We start from the raw sequence: 18884 nt of genomic DNA on the forward strand, positions 1-18884 counted from the left end.
TTTAAGGAGGCGTCGACTTATTAAAATATTGCATTATTCTCTTGGATTACCTCCACTTCGGACTGGAGGATTAACTAAATATTCTGTGGATCTTATGTTAAAACAAGTTGCATGTGATAATAATGTTACATTATTATATCCTGGACATTTCACTCTAGATAAAAAATTGAGAATTGATGAGAATAAATCATTTAAGGGTGTTAAAGTATATGAAATACTAAACCCAATTGGTATTCCACTACTTAGCGGAATACCAAGTCCAGAGACATATTTTAAGGATAGAGATATAAATGTGTATATAGATTTCTTAAAAGAGACAAAAGTAAAGATTTTACATATACATACATTGATGGGCTTAGATAAAGAGCTCGTATTAGCTGCAAAGGAATTGAATATTAAAACCATATTTACATCTCATGATTATTTTGGAATATGCCCTAAAGTTAATCTTATTGATTTGCAAGGGGAAATATGCAAGGAATATCATAATGGAGAAAACTGTATAACATGCAATAGAAATGGATATAGTAATTTGTTGGTATTCTTTATGCAGTCACGAACATATAGATATTTAAAGAATAGTAGTATCATAAAAAAGCTAAGAGTTTATAAACAGAAATTAATTATTAAAAAAAATCATGAATTAACAGAAATTGAGTTAGTAAATGAAGAGAAAAAAAACAAAAATAACCCATCGGCTAATGGATATGTTAGGTTTAGAAAAAATTCCATTGACATACTTAATAACATTGATTTTATTCATTATAATAGTAGTGTAGCGAAGCATGCATATGAGAAATATATAAATAATGTAAATAGTAAAGTCATTAATATTTCTCATTCAAATATAAAGGATAATAGAGTAAAAAAACATAGTGATAGCAAAGAACCATTAAAAATAACATATATTGGATCGATAGAGAAGTATAAAGGGTTATATTTTCTATTAGATGTGCTTAGACAACTACTGAAAAATAATACTCGCGAATGGAACTTGAATGTTTATGGGAAAAATGTAAATATAAATATAGATGAGTTTATGGGGAAAGTAAAGATAAAAGGTACCTATGTTTATTCTGATCTCGAGGAATTATTCAAGAATACAGATGTATTGATAGTTCCGAGTATCTGGTATGAGACATTTGGATATATAGCACTTGAGGCATTCTCTTATGCTGTACCTGTAATTTTAACTGATCTTGTAGGGTTTAAAGATATGATAAAATCCGGAACTACTGGTATCGTAATAAAAGCCGACGAAGATGAATTATATAAAAAATTAGAATCTATAATAGAGGATAGAGAAAAACTATCTTATATTAATAATAATATACTAAATCTAGCAAGTATTTATACAATGGAAAAACATGCATTGGATATAATGGAATTGTACTTAGGTCTGATTAAAGGATAGGAGAAATAAATGGAAATATTAATGGCGTTATTGTATTGCTTTCATCAGATGTTTGCCAATTTACCTTTTGTCAGTAAAACATTAACTGGTAATTTAGATTTATTTTATGCACTAGGGATGCTGGGGATTATCTTTGTTATATTTAAAAGAAAGAGAGATATTTCATTCTTAATAATAGGTGCATTACCTATCGCAATATATGGAATCATTCAAGGAATGGTAATACAAAATGTAGAAATGCAAAAGCTTATGGTTAATATTTCTAAAATTACTATATGTATTTCTTTAATGATTTTGGTATCAAGAAAAATTCATGACTTTAAGATTAAAAGATTTATTGATTATATTTGTAGAATCTACTTAATACTTACACCAATAGCGATTCTTTTAAAAAATAATGATTATTTGTGGAGGCTTCATGATACTATAAATAAATATAACCTTGTAAGACTAAATTTATTTTACATAGAACCTAGTGAACTAGGTTTTCACTTATCTATAATAATTATTATATTAATGTATCTAATTATTAAAGAAAAAACCCATAAGGTGCAAGCTAAATATATAATCTATATGATAGATTGTTTAGTTCTATTAGCATTATCTGGAGCTTACGGGTCCACAGTAATGCTTTTCGGAACTATAACATTCGTATCATTTATTATAATTATAATAAAACTTAATTTCAAAAATATTTTAGTTGGATATGGATTGATAATGGTCTTTACCATAATAACAATATTGTTCGTAGTAACAAAATCGTCAATATACATGAGAACAGTAGACACGCTAAATGGAAAAGATTCTTCCAACAGTTACAGAGTAAATGTTACTCAGGAATTCACATCTACAGCAATAACTAAGACACAAGGCATTGGAGTAGGATTTGGGAATCTTAATACCGATAACACAAGAAAAATCTTTAAATCTACTGGAATGACAGCGGTAGTAGCAGCTTCATATCCATATTTTATTGCAGAGGGAGGCATATTTGGGATAGCGTACTTAGTTTTGTTACTTACATTGTTAGCTATTAATGTAGGATTTAAAAAGAATATGTTACTCGCAAACCTTCTGCTATTCAGTTTCTTATATCAAATTTACGGAGGTTATTTTACAAATCCGGTAAATTGGATTGTATATGGATTAATACTAAGCAGGTGGACACCTGATAAAATAGAATTAGAAGATAATTTGGACATAAGAAAAGAGATAACCTCATAGGTTATCTCTTTTCTTATGTCTTTATTTTTATTTTTTAAAATAAATCCAGTAACCATATTTACAACCCCTTTAGCCTATTGGCTAAAGTATCTTTGCAAGGATTAAATAAACTTTTTTAACAAAGCAACTGCATATAAATATTAAATTTAGTAAGTATATTTAACACAGTTGCAGCCTACCGGCTGAAAAACTTTTTTTGGTAGGGATATTTATATCTATTCCTTTTTTATCTATCATTTTTGTTAGATGTAGCTCATCGTAAATACAGAATAAAAGAATTTCTCCGGAAGTGACTTGCAATATGAAGTGAAGAAACAATTGAAATTTCATTTAGAATTCTTCTTTTGCTAATATAAAATTATCGTAAGCCTGACAGGACGTCAGGCTAGAGAACCCGAGACAGGATGTCGAGTGTGAGCGATAGAGAATTTTCTATTCTCAAAAGAATAGAATTCCTCAATGAAATTTCACGTTTTAAACTCATATTGCAAGTACACCTGAGAAAACTTTTACTTTCCAATGGTCATTTTAGCATACTCATGAAGTCCAACTTTATAGCCTTTTATTGCATTGTTATTTATTGTGTTGTGCTGATCTGTATTAGAAGTTGAATAGATACCACTCTTATCTATTATTCCATTACTAGAGCTTATCTTGTTATCTTTAATTGTTATATGGTGAGGCTGATCCTTTCCATTTGAGTCAAGCAATATTCCATTACCTTTCTCAGTAGCTTTATTATCATTTTCGCCATTTGTATTATTTATAATATTATTAGATACAATGCAATTCGAACTTCCAGCAGTTATATCAATACCATTCTTTTGGGCAGATAAGACTTTATTCCCAGTAGCTGTTGTATTTGATGTTTCATACAGACATATTGCGCCTAGATTACCAACACCTTTTATGGATTCATCTACTGTATTGTTTTTAACGATATTATCGCTAGTTTGCCATACTTCTATTTGATTAAACCTATTGTTTTTACAAGTATTGCCTATAAGAGAATTTCCACTTGTAACTTTCTTGTCTCCTCCATAAATTGTAGCGCCTTCCTGACCATTACCGATGCAGGTATTACCACTTGCTACAGAGTTTGTTGTACCTTTTCCAGTTGTTGAATTAAAACCGAAGATTACACCTTGACCACCGCTGTTTTTTAACACGTTGTTTGTTACGGAGATTTTGTTTCCGTTTAAACAGTAAACATGTCCACTTATTTGTTCTTTTTTATAACCACCAAAAACTTTGGCGTTATCAAAATTATTCTTATTTATTGTAATATTAGAACTATCTTTATCTATTATAATCCCATATTTTCGTATATCATAAAAAATTGAATTTGTAATAGAACAGTTGCTGCTTGCAGATACATTTAATGCAGCATAATCGATTTTATTTGTAAATTTACATCCAGTTACCTTTAGTCCTTTTTTTTGATCAATGTTTATTGCTGTAGAGCAATTTTGAAACTCTATACCCTGAAAACTGTTATCATTTCCTACAAAAAATAAAGTGTTTTTGCCAGAACCAATAAATAGTACTTTATTTTTTGAAATTAACTTTATTCCATCTGGTAGTTTTACACTGCCATGAAGACTATATTTACCTTCTGGTAACTTTATTGTACTTCCACTTGGATATGAATCTATCATTTTCTGAAATGCTGCTGTGGTGTCTGTAACTCCAGTTATGTCTAATGAATATTTTTTTATGTCATTCTTATCAATGTTGTGAATCGATAGATCTTTCGTTTTGTTAATTACTATAAATGTACCTATTAAAAATGCAAAAAAGACTATTATAATAATTATAACTGTTTTATTTTTTAAAAATTTCATATATCCACCCTTTATTTTCGTATTAGTATATTTTATATAATATTAGGATTACTTTAATAGGAGCATATGTTATTATACCCAGTTGCACAGTAGTAATTCAATCCAGTATCTAATTCTAATTTGCAAATAAAAACAAAGGATAAAGTCTACAAATATTATAGTCCTTATCCTTTGTTTAGTAGATCTTAAGGAGCTAGTTATCTCCTTTTATGACTGATACTTATGGTTACATTCCACAAGTCATTTTAGCATAAGAATGAAATCCAGATTTATAACCAGATATAGAGTTACTATCTATTTTGTTATGATTATTGCTATTAGAAGTTGAATAGATACCACTCTTAGAAATAACGCCGATACTTGAGCTTATTTTATTATTTCTGATTGTTGTATATTGTGGCTGCGATATTCCAGCTGAGTCAAGTAATATTGCATTACCTTTTTGCGGAGCAGTAGTATTATTGTTTAAATTAGTATTTGCTATATTGTTATCTGTAATAGTGTTATATAAACTTCCAGCAGTTATGTCAATACCATTATTCTGAGCAGAGAGTACTGTATTTCCAGTAACAGTTGTTCCAGTTGTAGTAAATAGACATATTGCGCCTAGATTACCGCGCCCAGCTATTGATTCCTCTACAGTATTGCCATTCACGGTATTATTATTAGATTGCCATACTTCTATTTGATTAAATCTGTTATTTTTAGAGGTATTGCCTATAATAGAATTACCACTTGAGAGTTTCTTAACGCCTCCGTAAATTGTGATACCTTCCTGACCATTGCCGGTGCTTTGGTTATTACGTGCTACGCAGTTAGTCGTGCCTTTACCTAATGTTGAACTGTAACCAAATATTATGCCTTGGCCACCGCTATTTTTTAAAATATTGTTTTCAACAGTGATTCTGCTACCACTTAAACAGTAAACATGCCCACCTATTTGCGCATCCCTGTATCCACCAAAGACTTTGGGATTATCAAAATAATTTTTATCTATAGTAATATCAGAACTATTGTTATCTATCTTAATTCCATATTTGTCTATATTATAGAAATATGAATTAGTAACACTGCAATCACTACTCCCATATATATCAATTGCTGCATAAGCAATATTATTTGTAAATCTGCAGTTTATTATATGAACTCCTTTTACATATAATACCCTTAAAGCAATAGAGCAGTTTTGAAACTCTATACCCTTAAAGGTGTTATCATTACCTGTAGTGAACAAAGTATTTTTACCAGTGCCTTCTATTACAACGTCACTTTCAGCAATCAAACTCATCCCATCTTTCAACTTAACAGTGTCAGATATCTTATATATACCCTTTGGTAAATTAATTGTACTATCTTTTGGATACGAATCTATCATTTTTTGAAATGAAGCAGAAGTATCTGATATTCCTGTTTTATCCAAATTATATTTTTGAGCATCTATTGTTGTAGGACCATTAGTTGAATTAGCCGTCACAGTGGCAGCTTTTGTAGTAGTTATAAAGGAAGTACCATTTAATAAAGCGGTTAATATTATGGTAACAGCTATACTTTTTCTTATGTTATTATTTAACATATTAATTCACTCCTCGTATGTCGGTGGGAGGTTATAATATTAATCTATTTTTCACAAGTTGCTAGGGCATACCAGTGAACTCCATATTGGTAACCTGTTATTATGTTGCTATTTATTTTGTTATTATGATTAGTGTTGGAAGTTGAGTAAACACCACTTTTAGCAATAATTCCATTACTTGAGCTAATTGTATTATTAGTTATTGTTATATATTGTGGATCAGCTATGCTATTCCAGTCAAGTAATATTCCGTTACCCTTCTCAGGGGTTTTATCAAAATTTTGCCTATTTGTATCAGCTATAAAATTGTTTGATACGTTGCAATTTAAGCTTCCAGCTATTATTGCTATTCCATTACTTTGAGACGATAATATATTGTTATCCGTAACAGTTGTTCCAGTCGTTCCAAAAAGGCAAATAGATCCTAAACTTCCACGACCAAATATGGATTCTTCTACTGTGTTGCCTTTAACAGTATTATTATCAGATTGCCATACTTCAATTTGATTAAATCTGTTATTTATAGATGTATTACTAATAATAGAATTTCCATTAGAAACCTTCTTGCTTCCGCCATATGTTGTAACGCCTTCTTGACCATTGCCTATGCAGCGATTATTAAATGCGACGGAACTTGTTGTGCCTTTTCCAGTTGTTGAATTATAACCAAATATAATACCTTGCCCACCGCTATTTTTTATATTATTGTTTGTAACAAAAATTCTAGTTCCGTTTAGACAATAAACATGTCCACTTATCTGTTCTACGTTATAGCCATCAAAAACTAATGGGTTATCAAAATTATTGTTATCAATTGTAATATCGGAACTATCACTATCAATTAAAATTCCATATTTGTGTATATTGTAAAAATATGAATTTGTAACTGTTGAATTGTGACTTCCATAGAAATTAATAGCAACATAACTAATGTTATTTGTAAATTTGCAGTTTGCTATATTAAATCCTGTTTTCTGAAAAACACTTAATGCGGTTGCACAATTTTGAAACTCTATACCCTCGAAACTATTAGCATTACCAGTGGAAAATAAAGTGTTATAACCATTCCCCTTAATTATAACATCATTAGAGGCGATCATATGTAAATTATCTTTTAATTTAACAACGTTCGACAATTTATACGTACCTGCTGGTAATTGTATTGTACTTCCACTTGGCAATGAATCTATCATTTGTTGAAACTGGATTGAGGTATCGGTTACACCCGTTATATCTAACTTATAAGTTGTAACATCTATTGTAGTAGGATTACTTGTTGACTCAGATGTACTAGAAGAAGTTGTAAGACCTATGGCACTCGTAGTATTTAGAAATGGACTAACGGTTGACAAGGAAACTAACATTATTAATATTGTAATGCTTTTTTTCATATTGTTCTTAAACATAGTAAATCACTCCTTTTAATTTGGTGGCTAGGCTACCATACGCTAGTAAGGCCCTTTGGCTTTGCGTCCTTACTTCTCAGCAAGTTTGCTATTGTCCTTAAAAAGTTTTATCTAAAGTTATTAAAAATGAATTTTATATCGCATAAATATGATTGATAAAAATTTATTTAAAATAATATATTAACTTATCGTTAATAATATTTTATTCTTTAGAATTTCTTCAATTAATTATTAAAGTAAGGTATAATTTATACATAAATAAGCTTTAAGAGGAGAATTAAATATGAAAATATTAATCACAGGAGCTAATGGTCAACTTGGTCGAGAATTAGCTAATCAATACAAAGAGAAAAAAACGATTGAGTTAATACTTACGAGAAGATCAGATCTAGATATATCGAATATTAATGAAGTATATAGTTTCGTAAATAGAAATAAACCGGATGTGATTATAAATTGTGCCGCACTAACAGCTGTGGACAAGTGTGAGACGGAAATAGATATGGCATATAAGATAAATGCAATAGGACCTAAAAACCTAGCGATAGCTGCAAATGAAATTGGTGCAGAAATTGTCCAAGTTTCAACAGATTATGTATTTAGCGGTAATATAGATAAGTCACTAACGGAATTTGACAAAATAGATCCTTTGACAATTTATGGTAAAACTAAATTAGAGGGAGAAATACTAGTTAGAAACCATAATCCTAAACACTACATAGTTAGAACAGCTTGGCTTTATGGTGATGGAAATAATTTTGTAAAGACTATGATAAAATTAAGTGAAACTAATACAACATTAAAAGTAGTTAATGACCAAAAAGGTACACCTACAAGTACTGTTGACTTAGCTAGAACCATAATAAAACTCGTAGAAGATAAAAACTATGGGATTTTTCATTGTACATGTAAAGGGGAATGTACATGGTATGATTTCACTAAAGAAATATTTAGAATTAAAGGCATAACGACGACGGTTTTACCTTGCACATCAGAGGAATTCAAAAGGCCAGCAAAAAGGCCAGAATACTCAGTGCTCAGAAATTATATGTTGGAGCTTACAACCGGTGATATAACAAGACCTTGGCAAGAAGCAATATATGAATATTTAAAATAAATTAATTGTAATTCTATCGTGTATAAATAGTTTCAAAACTGATAAAGTAAAGAAATAGAATCTGCTAATATAAAGTCTATTCTATCTCTTTTTATTTTCTTCACTAAGGTATAAGAATTTAGATAAATGAAAAGAGGCAACTTATATGATTAACATTGTAGATGAAAAGGATTGCAATGGGTGTAAAGCATGCTTAAATATATGTCCAAAAGTTTGTATAGAAATGCTTATAGATGAGGAGGGATTTTGGTATCCAAAAGTTGAAACATATAAGTGTACTGAGTGTGGATTATGTGAAATGGTATGCCCTGAAATTAATATTTATAGTAAAAAGCAATCTTATGAGGAGCCGATTTGCCTTGCGGCATGGAATAATGATGAAAATACTCGGGAAGACAGTTCATCAGGAGGAGTTTTTACAAGTATAGCAGAGTACATATTATCAAAGAGTGGAGTGGTATTTGGCGCCGGATATGATGAGACTTTTAAAGTAATACATAAAGAAGTTAGTAGAGTAGAAGATTTAAAAGAGTTAAGAGGTTCAAAATACGTTCAAAGTGATACAGGAAAGACTTATAATAGAGTGAAATACAACTTAGATAACGGCACAAAAGTTCTATTTACCGGTACTCCTTGTCAGGTAGCTGGGCTTTATAACTATCTTCAAAAGGATTACGAGGAGTTATATACCGCAGACATTGTTTGTAATGGTGTAGCTTCTCCTCTTATTTTTGAAAAATATAAGTTAAATGTAGAAGGACAATTTGAATCTAAGATTAAATCAATAACTTTTAGAAACAAGGAATATGGGTGGAAGAAATACTCTGTAGTTATGAATTTTGATAGTGGTGGAAGGTATAGTGAAAAAATAGGAAATGATATATATATGCAAGGGTTTTTAAGAAATTATTATCTAAGACCATCTTGTTATGAGTGTTCATATAAAAACACACAAAGAGCATCCGATATAACACTTGGAGATTACTGGGGCATAGCTAGTAAATACCCAACACTTGATGATGACACCGGAACTTCACTCTTGCTTGTAAATACGGATAAAGGTAACGCTATGATTAGGGGCTGTGGGAATAACGTATTTACTAAAAGATGTGATTTGGGACATGCTATAAGTGGCAACCCTTCTATAATATCATCTGTAAAAATACCAATTCTTCGGGAAAAGTATTTTAATGATTTAAATAAACATGAATTTGAATATGTAATTAAAAAATATATGAGCCCACCATCATACATACAAAGTAAAATTATACTTTGTAAGAGAGTGTTTACATTCATAAAGGAGAAGATCATAAAAAAATAGTTTTTTTATGATAGTTAAAAAGCTATTATACAATATTTTTTCTAGTTTATCTATACTAAGCGTGGATCGGGTTAGCTTATTTAAGTATTACGACATCCATAGCAATTAATGTTATAATTAAAGGAGTATCTGTAGTAATACATAAGAAAGGTGACAATTATTACACAATTTGTCATAAATGCAAAGGCATTTTAAAAAGTTTTACTGATATATACAAAAGGAGACAATTGTTTTTGTATAAGTGGTTAAATTTGTAATTAAATGCTAAAGTATTTAGAAGAAAACAAATAATATAAAGAAAAAACATATAAAAATAATACGCGAAATGATAATCTACTTTTTTATTAGTATAGGAGGTGCGTGTGATTAAAATTTTGCATTATGCTCTTGGGTTACCTCCACTTAACACAGAGGGATTAGCGAAACAACCAGATGATATTATGATACGCCAAGTAGCTAATGGTAATGAAGTTTCATTAGTATATCTAGGAAATATTTCAGCAGATAGAAAATTGAAAATTAAAAAGAATAAATCCTTTAACAATATAAAAGTATATGAAATAAACAATCCGATTTCTGCTACATTGCTTAACGGAGAATATGATCCTAAAATATCACTTAAGCATATGGGTTTTAATATTTACAGTGATTTCTTAAAAGCTATCAAGGTTAATATTATACATATTCATACATTAGTAAATTTAGATGAAGAGTTCATCTCCGCTGCGAATAAAATTGGTATAAAAATTATATTCACATCACATGATTATTTAGGAATATGTTCTAAAGTTAAATTTATTAATTCGGGGGTGGAAACATGTACCGATTATGGCAATGGTGAAAAGTGTGTAGTTTGTAATCGGTAAATCATAATAAAGCAGTCTAACATAATTATGAATAAAAGGGATTGTTTTATTGTAGTTATCTTTTTTTCTTATATTTTATAGCTGGTATTGAGGGGGCAGATTTACTAGCTGCTTTCATTAAGCTAAATAATAAAATATACGCAATAGTTAATACTAGTGCAAAAATTATGTATCTCATAAAGAACACGTCCTCTTCTATTAATAATGAGTGAAAATGTATAATCTGTTAATGTTCATACTTATATAACGGTTATCATCTTAATATAGTTTCATTTTTGTAATTATACTGTAAAAAACAACTTAATTCTATTTTGAATAATCTAGAACAATTTAAAAAAACCAAAGATAACTAGCTAAATTACGCTAATTATCTTTGGTTTTATATTTTCATTTAATTAAAGGGGGGGGCTCTAATTAAAAAAATTAATTACTCTTTATGTATACATTAACTTAAAATAAAGTAGAACATTATAAAGTCCGTGGAGGTGATATAAAATCATCTTTACGGTTCTTTTTATAAGGAGGTTTCCTCTTTATTAATTTAATACTTGAAATTAATGGAATGGGTTTATCAGACGTTTTCATTAAGCTATCCAATAAATATATTAACTTTATGTTATTTAAATATATATGATAATAGTATTATATTTGTTTATATCTATGGATTAATTGTTTATTTATAGAGAAATATGACATTGTATGATAAAATAAACAATAGAAGGTTGTATTTATTGAAAACTGTTAAATTATGATAAAACTTTATAATAAAAAATAAGCGGAGGCTAGAGGGTATGTTTACAGCACTAAAAATAGCCTGGAGATTCTTAATAAACAGTAAGACTCAAACATTAGTAATAGTTTTAGGAATTGCCATAGGGATTTCGGTACAGATATTTGTTGGTCTCCTAAGTTCAGGACTGGAAACTTCTTTACTTGACAAAGTGGTGGGAAATTCAACTCATATAACGATAAATCCTAAAAATAACATAATAAAGGATTATCAGGTCAAGGAAGATAAAATTAAAAAGCTAGATAGTAGAATAACATCGGTGGCACCAGTAGTTGGTTATAATGCATCTCTAAACATTAGAAATATGACGGAGCCTATACAAATCAGTGGATTTGTATCTAAAGATTTGGAATCATTATATAATATTAAAGATAAAATTTATAAAGGAAGAACTGTCAAAAATTCTGGAGAAGCGTTGATTGGGAAGGAACTTAGTGAAAAATTAGGATTAAAAATAAATGATAATATAAATATAGTAACTGCTGATAATCGAAAGATAGTTGTGAAAGCCGTAGGATTTTATGATTTTGATACAATAAAGATTAATAAAATTTTAGTTATTACGAATTTTAAAACTGCTCAGAATTTGGCGGGGCTTGGTGATGCTGCAACATCTATGGAATTATCTACGAGTGATCCTTATAATGCAGATATTATTGCAAAGAAGTTAAAAAGAGGATTGAATGATAATAATTTAGTAATAGAAAATTGGAAAGATCAAAATAAGCTATTAGTAAGTGCTATAATGGGCGAAAAAGTATGTAGCTTAATAATTCAACTTAGTGTAATGATTGCTGCTGTTTTAAGCATAATAAGTATAATGAGTATAAGTGTGGTTCAGAAATACAAACAAATAGGTATTTTAAAGGCTATGGGGATAAAAGATGCTTCTGCTGCTCTTATATTTTTAATTCAAGCTTTTATCTTAGGTATAATTGGTACAGGAATTGGTGTGGGGTTAACTTATTTGTATGTAAAAGGGTTTAATAGATATATAGTGTCATCAGTTGATGGAAAACCTATAGTTAATATAATTGTAAATTATAATTTTATAATTAAATTATGTATTATCGATATAATAGCATCAACTTTAGCTGCATTTTTTCCAGCTTTAAAATCCTTTAAATTAACGCCTGTGGAGGTTATAAAAAATGCATAGCATTATAGAACTTAAGAATATTAATAAAATTTATGGAAAAAGAGTTAAAACACAGGTATTAAACAATATAAATTTATCTATTGATAAAGGGTCTTTTAATTCTATTATAGGGGCATCAGGTAGTGGTAAAACGACTTTGTTAAATATAATAGGGATGCTTGATAAACCTACAAGTGGACAAGTTGAATTGGAAGGTAGAAGAATAGATAAGATGAGTAGAAGAGCTTTATCGTCTATTAGAAATCGAGAAATAGGTTTTGTATTTCAATTTCATCATTTACTACCAGAGTTTAATGCTATTGAGAATGTCATTATGCCTAGATCCATAAGAAATACATTTTGTGGTAGAAAAACTCGTGAAAAAGCAAAAGAGCTTTTGGAACTTGTGGGACTTCCAAAAGTTAAGAAAAATAAAGTATATGATTTGTCTGGGGGAGAGCAACAAAGGGTAGCAATTGCAAGAGCTCTTATGAACAGTCCTAAAATAATACTTGCAGATGAGCCAACAGGAAACTTGGATTCTCAAACGTCTGAAGTTATATATAATATATTTAGAGATATAAATAAAGAACTTGGAACTACTTTTATAATAATAACCCACGATGAGAGAATAGCAAAAAAAACAGATAGAATAATTGAAATAGAAGATGGTGTTATTAAATTTTAAAGTGGTTAATAGATGCTGGGTTACTGTTAGAAAAATAAAATAATAAGGATATCAAATTTGATATCCTTATTGTTTATATTTTCCTATAACAGTGGATATTACTACAGTTAAACCAGAGATAGATTTATCGAGAGCCTCAATTTTCTTCTCGAATCTAACTAGTAGATATATACTCACACCTATAGGGAAGCCAACTGTATTAACCAGTTTAATTAATGCATCATACATGCATAAGCACCTCCCTCACCATTACACATAATATATATGCATTTAATATTGTTTTTGTGGGTATTATAGAATTAATTATAGAAATAGGAATTTTTGTAGTATTTTATTGAAAAGATGTTTAAAAGTAAAAATGATGATATAATATCATGAGAACTAATTATGATAAACATAAAGAAGAGGTGTATAGTGTGAAAGCTTTAGGAAAATGGAAAAAGCCGATACTCATACTAAGTGATGCAGTTTTAATAAACTTAGCATATATATTAGCTTTATTTTTTAGGTATCACTATCGAGATTTCAAGTTTTATTCTAGTGATTATAAAGAGATAGCAATAATAGTAACAGTTATTTATATAACATGTTTTTATCTGTTCAAATTGTATGAGAGTCTATGGAGTTATGCAAGTGTAGATGAATTTATGTTGGCTATTGGCGCTTGCCTTGCTGCAAATATTGTTACCATTGTATTTATTAGAATTATTGGTCATCCATTTACATATGGAGTAAGTATACTCGCTTGTGCTTTTAGTATTCTTTTTATACTTGGGTTTAGGATGTCATTTAGAGTATATGAAAGATTTACGGGTATTATGAATTGTAATGTCAGTAAGAATGATAGAAATAGAGTAATGATAATAGGTGCTGGGGCAGCTGCAGCGATGGTTATAAAAGAAATGAAAAGTAGCAGCCAAGCTAATTATACGCCTATAGCTGTAATTGATGATGAGCCTTATAAAAAAGGGAAAAATATTTTGGGAGTAAAGGTTCTAGGAAATAGGAAAGATATAATTTCTATTGCAAAATCTAAAGATATAGAAACTATTCTTATAGCCATTCCAACTATAGAAGACGAGGATAAACAACAAATACTAGAAATATGTAAAAAGACAAAATGTAAAATAGAAATTATTCCAGGTATGTATGAAATAATAAATGGGAAAGTTTCATTAAGTCAAATTAGAAAAGTAGACATTGAGGATTTACTTGGACGTAAAGCGGTAGTGCTTGATACAGAGGGTATTGCAGGGTACATTCAAAACAAAACAATACTAGTAACAGGTGGCGGAGGGTCTATTGGTTCTGAATTATGCCGTCAAATTATAAAATTTGCACCTAAACAATTAATTATTTTTGATATTTATGAAAATAACGCTTATGATTTACAAATTGAACTTAAGTATAAATATCCAAAATTAGATCTAAAGGTACTTATAGGATCTGTTAGAGATAAAGCACGACTTGATGATATTTTTAAAACTTATTTACCGGATATAGTTTTTCATGCAGCGGCACATAAACATGTTCCACTAATGGAAGAAAGTCCTATGGAAGCAATAAAAAACAATGTCTTTGGAACTTATAATGTAGCAGAGTGTGCTCATAGGTTTAATGTTGAAAGATTTGTAATGATATCAACAGATAAAGCAGTAAACCCAACTAATGTTATGGGTGCTACTAAGAGAATGTGTGAGATGATTATACAATCTATGGATAAAATAAGCAAAACACATTTTGTAGCAGTGAGATTTGGGAATGTTCTAGGAAGTAATGGATCAGTTATACCATTATTTAAAAATCAAATAGCTCATGGTGGGCCAGTTACGCTTACGAATAAATATATAACAAGATTCTTTATGACTATCCCGGAGGCTGCACAATTAGTGCTTCAATCTGGCGCATATGCCCAGGGTGGAGAAATCTTCGTTTTGGATATGGGGAAACCTGTTAAAATATATGATTTAGCTTGGGATTTAATAAAACTTTCAGGATTTGAGCCGAATAAAGATATTAAAATTGAAGTTACGGGGCTACGTCCAGGAGAAAAACTTTATGAAGAGCTGTTAATGAGTGAAGAAGGACTTACTAATACTAAACATGCGAAGATTTTTATTGGTAAACCTACTTTTAGCGATTTAGGAGTAATGAAAGAGAAAATGCATGAACTTGCTGTAATTATTGCTGCAAACGATGTTGATGCATTAACTAATAAAATTAAAGACATTGTTCCTACTTATAAGAAAACTGGTGGCGAGGATGATCAAGCTGTTTAAAGTTAAACGTAGTTAAATTAAAAGAACTACCCGAATGCATATTTATGCGCTTGGATAGTTCTTTTTTATTATAAACTAAATAATATATGAGTATTTTTAATATATAAACTAGTTATATAGTAGTATAATTATTTATGGATATTTAGTACTTTAGGGGTGAGTTTACATGAAAAAGAATATAGTAATTTTGTGTATGTTTTTGGTTGTGGTAGTGAGTTTCATTTTTGTATTGATTGTTATTCGTAATAATGAAAATTTAAAAGAAAATGTAGTTTTAGCTAATCAGCAAAAGAAAATAAAGCGTGATGAGGTAGGTAGAGTTTCAGATTTGAATTTTTATCAAAAACTTCATGAAAATAAAGATATAAATGCTTTAATAATAGGAGACAGTATAGCTCAAAGTACGGGTTCGTCTAATTTTCATCAAAAATGGATTAATGTAATAATAAAAGATGTACAAAAAAAATATAGATCAACTATAACAACTGATCCTATTACGGGAGGCAGTACAACAGGAGTGCGTGCATGGGTTGAGCTAAACAATGTTAAACTTATAAAACAATATGATGTGGCATTTATATGTTTTGGACAAAATGATCAATTTAGTATAAAGCCAAAACAATTTAGAATGTTTTATGAGAGTATTATAATTAAACTTAAAAAAATCAATCCTAATATAGAAATAATACCAATTATAGAAAGCTCATTTAGAGAATATAATGATTATTCAAGTGTAATTGAGGATTTAGCTGAGCATTATAATCTTCAATATGCAGATACAGTGAGGGCATTTAATAATTCAGGAAAGCTATATACAGATTTATCTAATGATTTGGTACATCCTAATGGCAAAGGGTACGTTTATTATGCTAAAACAATTGAAAAGGTTATAAATGACAATTACATATCTAATAAAAAAACAGATATTGATTATAGTGTATTATACAATAACACTAAGAAATTAGCTGACTTTGTCTTTGATAATTCACCTGATTCAAATAATGGTTTTATTATAGAGGATGGCTTTATTGGAAATAAGGTTTCAGAAAACTTAGTATTTAATACATCTAAAAGTGTTGCAATTATACATTTCCTCCGAAAGCCAAAGGGTGGGAAATTTAAAGTATTTATAGATGATAACTTTATAAAAGAAATTAATACTAATTCAACATTTCAGGTTAGTTATTCTGATTTAATAGCTTATAATTTGAAGGGAAATCATAAGATTAGGATTGAAACATCATCTATAATTAACAAAGGTTCCGTAAAAATTTTAGGATTTGTAACAAATTGATAATTGTTAAAGACTCGAAAAATAGGGTAAAAGGTAGAATTAGTATTGCAAATATAATAGTTTCTTGATATAATTATTAAAAATTTAAAGACAATTAGTAAATAAACATATATGAAAGGTGGTGTTTTTATATGGGACTTTTACGTTGGATAGGTGGAGTAATAGTATTCTTTTGGGTAGTTGGTTTTTTACTTCATATTGGTGGCGGCTTGATACATATGTTGCTGGTACTTGCTGTAATAGTGTTTCTTGTTGATAAAATTTCAGGAAAAAGATGAGTATAGGAAACTAATAAATTATTAGTTCTCTAAACTAAATATAAAGTTAAATAGGAACTAGCTGTAAGCTGGTTCCTATTTGATTGTGAACGAAACATAAAATTATTTTTACAATATTAATCAAAGTATTAAATTTTGTGTTATCATTGTAGTATGAAAAGCTTTTATTTTAGAGGAGGAATTTTTAATGGAATCAGAACCCGCGCCCATGCTTAACGGCAATATAGTGGCGCAGTTAATATTAATTGTTATTTTAACACTGATAAATGCATTTTTTGCAGCGGCAGAGATGGCAATAGTATCTTTGAACAAGAACAAAATTAAACATTTAGCAGAGGAAGGTAATAAAAAGGCTATACTATTATCTAAACTTATAGAAAAGCCAACAAAATTTTTATCAACCATTCAGGTGGGTATTACATTTGCAGGATTTTTTTCAAGTGCTTATGCGGCTACCGAGATAGCAGATAAACTAACACTGGTTTTAAGCAATATAAGTGTACCTTATAGTGAAGGAGTTGCTCTGGTTGTTATAACAATTGGACTTTCTTATATAACACTTGTATTTGGAGAATTGTTTCCAAAACGTATTGCACTTCAAAACTCACAAGCTATTGCAATGTTTTCGGTAGTACCTATTATGTATGTATCTAAAATAGTTATACCGTTTGTGAGCTTACTAACAGTATCTACCAATATTTTAGTCAAAATCACTGGTCTTGGCCATGAGAATAAAGAGGAAAAGATATCGAAGGAAGAAATAAAATCACTTATAGAAGTAGGTCAAGAACACGGCGTTATTAATGAAACTGAAAAAGAAATGATAAATAATATCATTGAGTTTGATGAAAAATTAGCAAGAGAAGTTATGACTCCAAGAACTGATGTATATATGATTGATATAAATGACCCTATTACAGAGTATTTGGATGAGTTATTAATCGAGCGTCATTCAAGAGTGCCAGTATTTGAGGGTGATGTTGATAATATCGTAGGAATACTTCATATGAAAGATTTTATGATAGAGGCACGAGAAAATGGTTTTGAAAATGTAAAAATTAAGAATATATTACATTCACCTTATTTTGTTCAGGAAAATAAAAATATAGATGAATTATTTAAAGAATTAAAAAGTTCTAAAAATCATATTGCTATGCTTATTGATGAGTATGGAGGATTTTCAGGAGTAGTTACAACTGAAGATATTACAGAAGAAATTATGGGTAATATTGAAGATGAATATGATCACGAGGAACCAGAAATAAAGAAGGTTGATAATAATACTTATATAGTAAGTGGATTACTTTCTTTAGATGATTTAAATGAGTATTTAGATTTAAATTTATTTTCCAAAGATTATAATACAATAGGAGGTTTTCTTATTAATCTTATGGGATGTATTCCAAAGATAAATGAAGAGAGAACTGTTGAATATGGGGATGTAATATTTAGAATAGAGGAAGTTCGCGAACGAAGAATAGAAAAAATTAAAATATGTATATAAGAATTACCCTACTTTATTAAAGTGGGGTAATTTAAAGTCTAGAAAATTATAATACTTTCTATATGAAAAAAATTGAATTCGTAGATAAATATGGTATTATATAATTAGTAAAGTATGTTATGATTATAATAGATTAAGTATGGATAAT

Annotated in this window: 16 protein-coding genes and 1 riboswitch; of the genes, 11 read left to right on the forward strand and 5 right to left on the reverse strand. The window is 29.2% G+C overall.

Going from position 1 to position 18884, the window contains the following annotated elements; all coding sequences use genetic code 11:
• Positions 1-28: 28 nt before the first annotated feature.
• On the forward strand, positions 29-1414 hold the full coding sequence (locus KPL37_RS06495) for a glycosyltransferase (protein WP_216146908.1): 1386 nt from the start codon (positions 29-31) through the stop codon (positions 1412-1414).
• A 9-nt stretch (positions 1415-1423) separates the two neighbouring features.
• On the forward strand, positions 1424-2638 hold the full coding sequence (locus KPL37_RS06500) for a hypothetical protein (RefSeq protein ID WP_216146910.1): 1215 nt from the start codon (positions 1424-1426) through the stop codon (positions 2636-2638).
• 509 nt (positions 2639-3147) lie between these two features.
• Here the strand turns inward: KPL37_RS06500 and KPL37_RS06505 are convergent.
• The 3 genes from KPL37_RS06505 to KPL37_RS06515 form a co-directional block, all read right to left on the reverse strand.
• Positions 3148-4482 carry a right-handed parallel beta-helix repeat-containing protein gene (locus KPL37_RS06505; RefSeq protein WP_216146912.1) on the reverse strand — a complete coding sequence of 445 codons (1335 nt, stop codon included), beginning with the start codon at positions 4480-4482 and terminating at the stop codon, positions 3148-3150.
• A 226-nt stretch (positions 4483-4708) separates the two neighbouring features.
• Positions 4709-6055 (reverse strand): right-handed parallel beta-helix repeat-containing protein, encoded by a 1347-nt coding sequence (locus tag KPL37_RS06510; RefSeq protein WP_216146914.1) that lies wholly within the window; start codon positions 6053-6055, stop codon positions 4709-4711.
• Between the two features lie 44 nt (positions 6056-6099).
• The gene (locus tag KPL37_RS06515) at positions 6100-7461 is read right to left on the reverse strand and encodes a right-handed parallel beta-helix repeat-containing protein (protein WP_216146916.1); all 1362 of its coding nucleotides are present in this window, start codon (positions 7459-7461) and stop codon (positions 6100-6102) included.
• 19 nt (positions 7462-7480) lie between these two features.
• Positions 7481-7561, reverse strand: a riboswitch (cyclic di-GMP riboswitch).
• A gap of 183 nt (positions 7562-7744) precedes the next feature.
• Here KPL37_RS06515 and rfbD point away from each other — a divergent pair.
• The 3 genes from rfbD to KPL37_RS06530 all read left to right on the forward strand — a co-directional run bounded on the left by rfbD (position 7745) and on the right by KPL37_RS06530 (position 10765).
• Positions 7745-8578: a dTDP-4-dehydrorhamnose reductase gene (gene rfbD / locus KPL37_RS06520; protein WP_216146918.1), complete on the forward strand. Its 834-nt coding sequence runs from the start codon at positions 7745-7747 to the stop codon at positions 8576-8578.
• Positions 8579-8723: 145 nt separating this feature from the next.
• Positions 8724-9899 (forward strand): Coenzyme F420 hydrogenase/dehydrogenase, beta subunit C-terminal domain, encoded by a 1176-nt coding sequence (locus KPL37_RS06525; protein WP_216146920.1) that lies wholly within the window; start codon positions 8724-8726, stop codon positions 9897-9899.
• A gap of 362 nt (positions 9900-10261) precedes the next feature.
• Positions 10262-10765 carry a glycosyltransferase family protein gene (locus KPL37_RS06530; RefSeq protein WP_216146921.1) on the forward strand — a complete coding sequence of 168 codons (504 nt, stop codon included), beginning with the start codon at positions 10262-10264 and terminating at the stop codon, positions 10763-10765.
• A gap of 55 nt (positions 10766-10820) precedes the next feature.
• Here KPL37_RS06530 and KPL37_RS20055 read toward each other — a convergent pair whose 3' ends face one another.
• The gene (locus tag KPL37_RS20055; RefSeq protein ID WP_281418633.1) at positions 10821-10943 is read right to left on the reverse strand and encodes a hypothetical protein; all 123 of its coding nucleotides are present in this window, start codon (positions 10941-10943) and stop codon (positions 10821-10823) included.
• 613 nt (positions 10944-11556) lie between these two features.
• On the opposite strand from KPL37_RS20055, the gene KPL37_RS06535 reads away from it, so the two are divergent.
• Both KPL37_RS06535 and KPL37_RS06540 read left to right on the forward strand, forming a co-directional pair.
• Positions 11557-12714, forward strand: coding sequence for an ABC transporter permease (locus KPL37_RS06535; RefSeq protein WP_216146923.1), 1158 nt, complete (start codon positions 11557-11559; stop codon positions 12712-12714).
• Positions 12707-13381 (forward strand): ABC transporter ATP-binding protein, encoded by a 675-nt coding sequence (locus tag KPL37_RS06540; RefSeq protein WP_216146925.1) that lies wholly within the window; start codon positions 12707-12709, stop codon positions 13379-13381. Before KPL37_RS06535 ends, KPL37_RS06540 begins: the two co-directional genes overlap by 8 nt.
• Positions 13382-13447: 66 nt before the next feature.
• Here the strand turns inward: KPL37_RS06540 and KPL37_RS06545 are convergent, their stop codons facing one another.
• Entirely contained in the window at positions 13448-13609 is a 162-nt protein-coding gene (locus tag KPL37_RS06545) for a YvrJ family protein (RefSeq protein ID WP_216146927.1), read from the reverse strand.
• A 188-nt stretch (positions 13610-13797) separates the two neighbouring features.
• Here KPL37_RS06545 and KPL37_RS06550 point away from each other — a divergent pair, with 188 nt between their 5' ends.
• The 4 genes from KPL37_RS06550 to KPL37_RS06565 all read left to right on the forward strand — a co-directional run bounded on the left by KPL37_RS06550 (position 13798) and on the right by KPL37_RS06565 (position 18736).
• Positions 13798-15660, forward strand: a complete 1863-nt coding sequence (locus tag KPL37_RS06550; RefSeq protein ID WP_343216221.1) for a polysaccharide biosynthesis protein — start codon at positions 13798-13800, stop codon at positions 15658-15660.
• A 166-nt stretch (positions 15661-15826) separates the two neighbouring features.
• Complete coding sequence (locus KPL37_RS06555) at positions 15827-16954, forward strand: SGNH/GDSL hydrolase family protein (protein ID WP_216146931.1); 1128 nt, start codon at positions 15827-15829, stop codon at positions 16952-16954.
• Positions 16955-17085: 131 nt separating this feature from the next.
• A complete protein-coding gene (locus KPL37_RS06560) occupies positions 17086-17232 on the forward strand; it encodes a lmo0937 family membrane protein (protein WP_216146933.1) in 147 nt (48 codons plus the stop codon).
• A 187-nt stretch (positions 17233-17419) separates the two neighbouring features.
• Positions 17420-18736 (forward strand): hemolysin family protein, encoded by a 1317-nt coding sequence (locus KPL37_RS06565; protein ID WP_216146936.1) that lies wholly within the window; start codon positions 17420-17422, stop codon positions 18734-18736.
• The last annotated feature ends 148 nt before the right edge of the window (positions 18737-18884 follow it).

The sequence above is a fragment of the Clostridium frigoris genome (genome assembly GCF_018861865.1).
GTDB lineage: Bacteria > Bacillota > Clostridia > Clostridiales > Clostridiaceae > Clostridium_AD > Clostridium_AD frigoris.

Bases quoted from the DNA above. Each gene is read 5' to 3' on its own strand.
- KPL37_RS06500 (WP_216146910.1), top strand. From the start codon at position 1,424: ATGGAAATATTAATGGCGTTATTGTATTGCTTTCATCAGATGTTTGCC.
- KPL37_RS06505 (WP_216146912.1), bottom strand. From the start codon at position 4,482: ATGAAATTTTTAAAAAATAAAACAGTTATAATTATTATAATAGTCTTT.
- KPL37_RS06510 (WP_216146914.1), bottom strand. From the start codon at position 6,055: ATGTTAAATAATAACATAAGAAAAAGTATAGCTGTTACCATAATATTA.
- KPL37_RS06515 (WP_216146916.1), bottom strand. From the start codon at position 7,461: ATGTTTAAGAACAATATGAAAAAAAGCATTACAATATTAATAATGTTA.
- rfbD (WP_216146918.1), top strand. From the start codon at position 7,745: ATGAAAATATTAATCACAGGAGCTAATGGTCAACTTGGTCGAGAATTA.
- KPL37_RS06525 (WP_216146920.1), top strand. From the start codon at position 8,724: ATGATTAACATTGTAGATGAAAAGGATTGCAATGGGTGTAAAGCATGC.
- KPL37_RS20055 (WP_281418633.1), bottom strand. From the start codon at position 10,943: ATGAGATACATAATTTTTGCACTAGTATTAACTATTGCGTATATTTTA.
- KPL37_RS06535 (WP_216146923.1), top strand. From the start codon at position 11,557: ATGTTTACAGCACTAAAAATAGCCTGGAGATTCTTAATAAACAGTAAG.
- KPL37_RS06540 (WP_216146925.1), top strand. From the start codon at position 12,707: ATGCATAGCATTATAGAACTTAAGAATATTAATAAAATTTATGGAAAA.
- KPL37_RS06545 (WP_216146927.1), bottom strand. From the start codon at position 13,609: ATGTATGATGCATTAATTAAACTGGTTAATACAGTTGGCTTCCCTATA.
- KPL37_RS06555 (WP_216146931.1), top strand. From the start codon at position 15,827: ATGAAAAAGAATATAGTAATTTTGTGTATGTTTTTGGTTGTGGTAGTG.
- KPL37_RS06560 (WP_216146933.1), top strand. From the start codon at position 17,086: ATGGGACTTTTACGTTGGATAGGTGGAGTAATAGTATTCTTTTGGGTA.
- KPL37_RS06565 (WP_216146936.1), top strand. From the start codon at position 17,420: ATGGAATCAGAACCCGCGCCCATGCTTAACGGCAATATAGTGGCGCAG.